Below are 7126 nucleotides of genomic sequence, written 5' to 3'. Positions count from 1 at the left end.
GGTGGCTTTCCTCCCTTCACCGGCTGCCGGCTACCGCCTCCCCGCCGCCCTATCCCAGCGCCGCGCCCAGGACCAGGAAGCCCGCGACCACGCCGAGCAGGATGCCCATAAGCGGGGCCATGAACCGCAGGTACCGGTCGTAGCGGACCTTGGCCAGGGCCAGGCCGCCCATGACCACGGCCGAGGTCGGGGTGATGAGGTTCACCCAGCCGGAGGCCGACTGGTAGGCGGTGACCACCAGGCCACGGCTGACATGGGCGAAGTCGGCCAGCGGGGCGAGGATCGGCATGGCCAGGGCCGCGTGCCCCGAGGACGAGGGGACGAAGAACGCCAGCGGGATGTTGATCAGGAACATCAGCACGGTGAAGACGCCGGACGAGGTGCCGGAGACCGCGTGGTCCAGGGCGTTGAGGATCGTGTCGGTGATGCTGGCGTTGTTCATGATGACGGTGACGCCACGGGCGAGCATGATGATCATTGCTGCCCCGATGAAGTCCCCGGCGCCCTCCACGATGGCGCCGGTGGTGCCCTTCTCGCCGAGCCCGGCGATCAGGCCCACCAGGATCGCGGCGACGATGAACAGTGCCGCCAGCTCCGGGAAGTACCAGCCCAGGGTGGGCAGGAAGGTGACGTGGATATCGGCCCACGGGATCACGGCGAAGATCATGAAGACAAAGGTCGCCGCGAAGAGCCACAGCACCAGCTTCTGACGCATCGTCAACGGGACTGCGGTGCTGCCCTCTTTGCGAAGCACCTCGTCCTCTGCCATGGGCGCGATCAGGGACTGGGCGGGGTCCTTCTTGACGCGGTGGGCATAGCGGACCACATACCAGGCCGCGATCGCCGTGAGCACCACCCACATCAGCAGCCGCAGCACGATGCCGTTGCCGGTGCCGATGCCCGCGCTGTCGGAGGCCACGCCGGTGGCGAAGGGGTTGACCGTGGAGGCGAGCGTGCCCACCCCGGCGCCGACCACGATGACGGTGGCGGCCACCATCCGGTCGTAGCCGAGCTTGAGCATCAGCGGGACCGTCAGCACGTAGAAGCCGAGTGTCTCCTCGGCCATCCCATAGGTGGTGCCGCCGAGGGAGAAGACGGCCATCAGCGCCACCAGGAGCAGGGTGCCATGGCGCTGGAGCCGGCCGGCGAGCCGGGCCACCCCGGCGGTGAGTGCCCCGGTCTTCAGGGTGACGGTGATGAAGGCGCCCACCGCCAGCACGAAGAGGAACACCCCGGCGGCGCCGAAGAAGTCGCCGCTGCCGCCGGGGGCGGTGAGCCCGGAGTGGGCGTCGGTGACCCCGTAGAGCCCGTTGACGGGGGAGAGGAAGAGGTCCTTCAGCCGGGCCCCGAAGCTGGTCGTCAAATGGACCGAGTGGTAGGTGCCCGGGATCGGGGCCCCGTCCTTCTTGGCGTACTGCCCGGCGGGGATGACGAAGGACAGCAGCCACACCGCGACGGTGACGCCGGCCAGCACGGTGAAGGCGGAGGGAAAGTGGAACCTGCCCTTGCGCGGCGGGTCTTCCGGCTCGGGCGCGGCGCCCGGTTCCGGGGTGACGGGGGCCGTGGCATGTGTGGTCATGACCTCACCCCCGCTGTGCCCGCGAGACGGTCCTCGAAGAGCCTGCCGCCGGGCGTGACGATGGTGCCCGCGGTGCCGTCGAGGAGGGCCTGGGCGTCGGTGAGCGCGCCGATGGCGGCCATGCCGCCGGTGAGTTCCACGAACTGGCACACGGCCTCCACCTTCGGCCCCATGGAGCCGGCCGGGAATTCCTGGGCCCGCAGCTGCTGGGGCGTGGCGTTGCGGATCGCCTCGGCCCGCGGAGTGCCGTAGTCGCGCATGACGTGGGGTACGTCGGTGAGCAGCAGCAGCGCGTCGGCGTCGAGGGCCTGGGCGAGCATGGCGGCGGTTAGGTCCTTGTCCACCACGGCCTCCACACCGGAGAGTTGGCCGTCCTCGCCGCGTATCACCGGTACTCCGCCGCCTCCGGCGCAGACCGCCACCGCGCCGGAGGCGAGCAGCAGGCGGATGAGCCGGGTCTCCACTACCCGCTGCGGCCTGGGAGAGGGGACGACACGGCGCCAGCGGTCGCCGTCCCGCCTGACAGTCCAGCCGCGTTCGGCGGCCAGCCGCTCGGCCTCCTTCCGCTGGTAGACCGGGCCGACGAACTTGGTGGGGTGGTCGAAGGCCGGGTCGGCAGTGGAGACCAGCGTCTGGTTGAGCAGGGCGCACACCTGGCGGCCGGGCAGAGCGTTCTGCAGGGCCTGCAGCAGCCAGTAGCCGATCATGCCCTGCGTCTCGGCGCCTAGGACGTCAAAGGGAAAGGGCGAGGTGAGGCTCGTGTCGGCGGCACTCTCAAGGGCGAGCAGGCCCACCTGGGGCCCGTTGCCATGGGTGATGACCAGTTCGTGCCGCTGCGCGAGGGGGGCCAGGGCGGCCACCGCCGCCTGGACGTTGGCTTGCTGGACGGCTGCGTCCGGCCGGTCTCCCCTGCGCAGCAGGGCGTTTCCGCCGAGCGCGACGACGACGCGCATGTCATGGCCTTTCGTGAATTGCGTCAGTCGCCGAGGGTGGCGACAAGGACGGCCTTGATGGTGTGCAGCCGGTTCTCGGCCTGGTCGAAGACGACGGAGTGCGAGGACTCGAAGACCTCCTCGGTGACCTCCAGCGCCTTCATTCCGGCGTGCTCAAGGACCTGGGCGCCCACGGTGGTCTCGTCGTTGTGAAAGGCCGGTAGGCAGTGCATAAACCTCACCCGGGGGTTGCCGGTGGCCTCGATCACATCCATGGTCACCTGATAGGGCTTGAGCAGGGCGATCCGCTCGTCCCAGATCTCCTTGGGCTCGCCCATGGAGACCCATACATCGGTGTAGAGGAAGTCCGCTCCGGCGACGCCTTCGGCCACGTCCTCGGACAGGGTGATCCGGGCGCCAGTGGACTCGGCGATGCGCCGAGCCTCCTTGACCACCTCGGGGCCGTTGCGCAGGCTCGCCGGGCCCACCATCCGCACATCCATGCCGAGCAACGCGCCCATCACCAGCAGGGAGTTGCCAACATTGTTGCGGGCGTCGCCGAGGTAAGCGAAGGAAATCTCGTGTAGCGGCTTGTCGGTGTGCTCCCACATGGTCAGCGCGTCGGCCAGGGACTGGGTGGGGTGCCACTCGTCGGTCAGGCCGTTCCACACCGGAACGCCCGAGTAGTCGGCCAGTTCCTCCACGATGCTCTGGCTGCTGCCCCGGTACTCGATGCCGTCGTAGAAGCGGCCCAAGACCCGGGCGGTGTCCTTGATGGACTCCTTGTGGCCGATCTGCGAGGCGGCCGGATCCAAGTAGGTGACCTGGGCGCCCTGTTGATGGGCGGCGGTCTCAAAGGCGCACCGGGTGCGGGTGGATGTCTTCTCGAAGACCAGGACGATGTTCTTGCCGCTCAGCCGCCGCTGTTCGGTGCCCGCGGCGCGAGCCGCCTTCAACTGTGCGGACAGTTCCAACAGTTGCCGGAACTCGGCGGGGGTGAAGTCCAGTTCCTTCAGAAGGCTGCGGTGGCGCAGGTTGCGGGCCATGATGGCGTACTCCTTCGGTAAACGGTGGTCAGACGGCGTCGCGCTGGACGGGGCAGCTCATGCAGCGGGGGCCGCCGCGGCCTCGGCCGAGCTCGCTGCCGCGGACGGTGATGACCTCGATTCCGTGCTTGCGCAGATGGGTGTTGGAGGTGACATTGCGCTCATAGGCGACGACGACGCCGGGCTCCACGGCCAGGACGTTGCAGCCGTCGTCCCACTGCTCGCGCTCGGCGGAGCGGACGTCCTGGGAGGCGGTGAGGACGGTGATGGACGGCAGCCCGAGCGCGTCGGCGATGGCCTCGTGCATCTCGGCGGGCCGGTGCTCGGTGATGGCGAGCCCGGTACCGTCCGTGCCCGGCTCGATGGTGCAGGAGGGCAGCATGCCCAGACCCGCGTACTGGGTGAAGGTGTCCCCGCTCACCATGGTCATCACGGTGTCCAGGTGCATAAAGCTGCGCTTCTTCGGCATCTCCAGCGCGACCACCCTGCGAGCCGAACCCGCCTCGAACATCCGCAGGGCCAGCGCCTCGACGGCCTGCGGCGTGGTCCGCTCGCTCATGCCGACCAGCACCGCGCCGTTGCCGATGACCAGGACGTCACCGCCCTCGATGGTGGCGGGAAAGCCCGCCTGGCCATCTGACCAGCGCCGGAACTCCTGCTTCTCGAACAGCGGGTGATGCGCGTAGATCGCCTCGAAGTGGACGGTCTCCCGGCGCCGGGCCGTCTTCCGCATGGGGTTGACGCTGACGCCGTCGTAGATCCAGCAGGAAGTGTCGCGGGTGAAGAGGTGGTTGGGCAGCGGCGCCAGGACGAAGTCGTCCGGGGCCATCGCGTGCAGCCGCACACTGGGCAGCACACTGGCCCGCTCCGTCAGCTCCCGCTTGGTCATACCGCCGATGAGGTACGAGGTGAGCTCGGCCGGCTCCATGGCCTCGAACGCGGCCCGCAGCCGGTCGGTGGCCAGCGGGCCGAACTCGCGCTCGTCGAAGACCCGGTCAAGAACGAGGGTGCGGGCGGCGGGCTCGGCCAGGGCCTCGGTGAGCAGATCGGCCAGCAGATGCACCGCGACGCCACGGTCCCGGAGGGTGTCGGCGAAGGCGTCATGCTCCTCGCGGGCCCGCTTCACCCACAGCACGTCGTCGAAGAGGAGATCGTCCTTGTTGGTCGGGGTCAGGCGCTTCAGTTCCAGGTCGGGCCGGTGCAGGATGACCTGCCGCAGCCGGCCGGCTTCGGAATCAACATGGAATGTCATGTGCTCTCCTGGAAAATGGAGTGACGGGGGCCACCTCGGTTGTGCGGGTGCGCTCGTCCCCGCGGTTCCGGTTCCGCCCCCGATGGGCGCTTTCGGTCGAACGCCTCCACCGTGTCATGGCTCAACATGCGGCAGCCGCCGCCACATGACCCCGACCCGGGCCCATCAGGCCCCTGTTGCGCAGGGACCACAGGGCCATGCCCGTCCCGTCCGGCGGGGGAAGGGCGCGGCAGAGGGCCTGATGCCGTGGGCCCGGGACTCTTGGTCCATGGCCGGCCGCCGCCCCGGCGCGGCAGGCTCAAGGCAGAGCACCACCGGTCCGGTGGGACGGGCTTGGAGACACGACGGACTGGACGAGTCCGCCCGGACCGAGGAATGCTGCTTCTGGCTCACTGCCCCGGGCGGCGGCCCCTAAGGGGTCCCGGCCACCGCGCCGGGCCCGCGGGACGCGGAGCGGCGGGTGCCGGTACGGGACTTCGGCGGCATCGGCCCGGCCCGCCGCACGGTCCACGCGCCCTTTGAGCGCCAGGTCCAACTCGCCCTGCTCTGGACGGCGTTCGACCGTCCCGTGGAGTGGCTGCGGGCCGGGCAGGCCCTGGAGTGCGTACTACTGGTGGCCAGCACGCACAGCGTGCGCACCTCACCCCCTTCAGCGTGAGGTGCCGCAGCACTCCCCCCGAAACCCGCATCAGCGCAGGTAAGACAGAGTGCGGCGGCATCCGCGGCTCAGATGTCCCGGAAGGTCTCGATCTGGGCCCCGACCGAGTTGAGCCGCTCGGCCAGGTCCTCGTAGCCGCGGTTGATGACGTACACGTTCCGCAGCACGGATGTGCCCGGGGCCGCCATCATCGCCAGTAGTACGACCACGGCCGGCCGCAGTGCGGGCGGGCACATCATCTCGGCGGCGCGCCAGCGGGTCGGGCCCTCGACGAGCACCCGGTGCGGGTCGAGGAGTTGCAGCCGTCCGCCGAGCCGGTTCAGGTCGGTCAGGTAGATGGCCCGGTTGTCGTACACCCAGTCGTGGATCAGCGTCTTGCCCTGCGCGGAGGCCGCGATGGCCGCGAAGAACGGGACGTTGTCGATGTTCAGGCCGGGAAACGGCATCGGGTGGATCTTGTCGATCGGCGCCTCCAGCTTGGAGGGGCGCACGGTCAGGTCCACCAGGCGTGTACGGCCGTTGTCGGCGACGTACTCGGGCGTGCGGTCGTGATCGAGCCCCATCTCCTCCAGTACCGCCAGCTCGATCTCCAGGAACTCGATCGGCACCCGGCGCACCGTCAACTCCGACTCGGTGACGACCGCGGCGGCCAGCAGGCTCATCGCCTCGACCGGGTCCTCGGAGGGGGAGTAGTCCACGTCGACGTCGATGTTCGGCATGCCGTGCACGGTGAGCGTGGTGGTGCCGATGCCCTCGACCTTGACGCCGAGGGCCTCCAGGAAGAAGCAGAGGTCCTGGACCATGTAGTTGGAGGAAGCGTTGCGGATGACCGTGACGCCGTCGTGGCGGGCGGCGGCGAGCAGCGCGTTCTCGGTCACGGTGTCCCCGCGCTCGGTCAGCACGATCGGCCGGTCGGGGGAGACGGACCGGTCCACCACGGCGTGGTACTGGCCTTCGGTGGCGGTGACGTCGAGTCCGAAGCGGCGCAGCGCGATCATGTGCGGCTCGATGGTGCGCGTGCCGAGGTCGCAGCCGCCCGCGTACGGCAGCCTGAAGCGGTCCATACGGTGCAGCAGCGGGCCGAGGAACATGATGATGGAGCGCGTGCGGCGGGCGGCCACCTCGTCGATGGCGTCCATGTCGAGGTCGGCGCCCGGCACGATCTCGAGATCGACGCCGTCGTTGATCCACCGGGTCCGCACGCCGATCGACCCGAGCACCTCCAGCAGGCGGTAGACCTCCTCGATGCGGGCGACCCGGCGCAGTACCGTGCGCCCCTTGTTGAGCAGGGAGGCGCACAGCAGGGCCACGCAGGCGTTCTTGCTCGTCTTCACGTCGATGGCGCCGGAGAGCCGGCGGCCGCCGACCACCCGCAGATGCATGGGCCCCGCATAGCCCAGGGAGACGATCTCGCTGTCGAGGGCTTCGCCGATCCGGGCGATCATCTCAAGGCTGATGTTCTGGTTGCCGCGCTCGACGCGATTGACGGCGCTCTGACTGGTGCCGAGGGCTTCCGCCAGCTGTGCCTGTGTCCAGCCACGGTGCTGCCTGGCGTCACGGATGAGCTTGCCGATGCGTACGAGGTAGTCGTCTGCCATGAGGCTGAGGCTATCTCAGATATGAGATGGCGCCTCCTGGAGGGGTCCATTCGGGTGACAA

At 69.3% G+C, this 7126-nt stretch carries 6 protein-coding genes; 1 reads left to right on the top strand and 5 read right to left on the bottom strand.

The annotated features are described in order from the left end of the window. Positions 1–49 precede the first annotated feature (49 nt). The 4 genes from BIV24_RS16110 to BIV24_RS16095 are packed head-to-tail and all read right to left on the bottom strand — an operon-like array spanning position 50 to position 4809. Positions 50–1579 carry a YfcC family protein gene (locus BIV24_RS16110; protein WP_079168294.1) on the bottom strand — a complete coding sequence of 510 codons (1530 nt, stop codon included), beginning with the start codon at positions 1577–1579 and terminating at the stop codon, positions 50–52. Continuing rightward, complete coding sequence (gene arcC / locus BIV24_RS16105; RefSeq protein WP_071366999.1) at positions 1576–2532, bottom strand: carbamate kinase; 957 nt, start codon at positions 2530–2532, stop codon at positions 1576–1578. Before arcC ends, BIV24_RS16110 begins: the two co-directional genes overlap by 4 nt. 23 nt (positions 2533–2555) lie before the next feature. Beyond that, the gene (argF, locus tag BIV24_RS16100) at positions 2556–3557 is read right to left on the bottom strand and encodes an ornithine carbamoyltransferase (protein ID WP_071366998.1); all 1002 of its coding nucleotides are present in this window, start codon (positions 3555–3557) and stop codon (positions 2556–2558) included. Positions 3558–3585: 28 nt separating this feature from the next. Continuing rightward, positions 3586–4809: an arginine deiminase gene (locus BIV24_RS16095; RefSeq protein WP_071366997.1), complete on the bottom strand. Its 1224-nt coding sequence runs from the start codon at positions 4807–4809 to the stop codon at positions 3586–3588. A 460-nt stretch (positions 4810–5269) separates the two neighbouring features. On the opposite strand from BIV24_RS16095, the gene BIV24_RS16090 reads away from it, so the two are divergent. Next, on the top strand, positions 5270–5467 hold the full coding sequence (locus BIV24_RS16090; protein WP_071366996.1) for a hypothetical protein: 198 nt from the start codon (positions 5270–5272) through the stop codon (positions 5465–5467). A 68-nt stretch (positions 5468–5535) separates the two neighbouring features. Here BIV24_RS16090 and BIV24_RS16085 read toward each other — a convergent pair whose 3' ends face one another. Beyond that, positions 5536–7065 carry a helix-turn-helix domain-containing protein gene (locus BIV24_RS16085; protein ID WP_071366995.1) on the bottom strand — a complete coding sequence of 510 codons (1530 nt, stop codon included), beginning with the start codon at positions 7063–7065 and terminating at the stop codon, positions 5536–5538. Positions 7066–7126: the final 61 nt, after the last annotated feature.

The organism is Streptomyces colonosanans (assembly GCF_001866645.1).
Lineage (GTDB): Bacteria > Actinomycetota > Actinomycetes > Streptomycetales > Streptomycetaceae > Streptomyces > Streptomyces colonosanans.
Note: the sequence above shows the minus strand (reverse complement) of the source record. Positions and strands in the feature narration are given on the sequence as shown.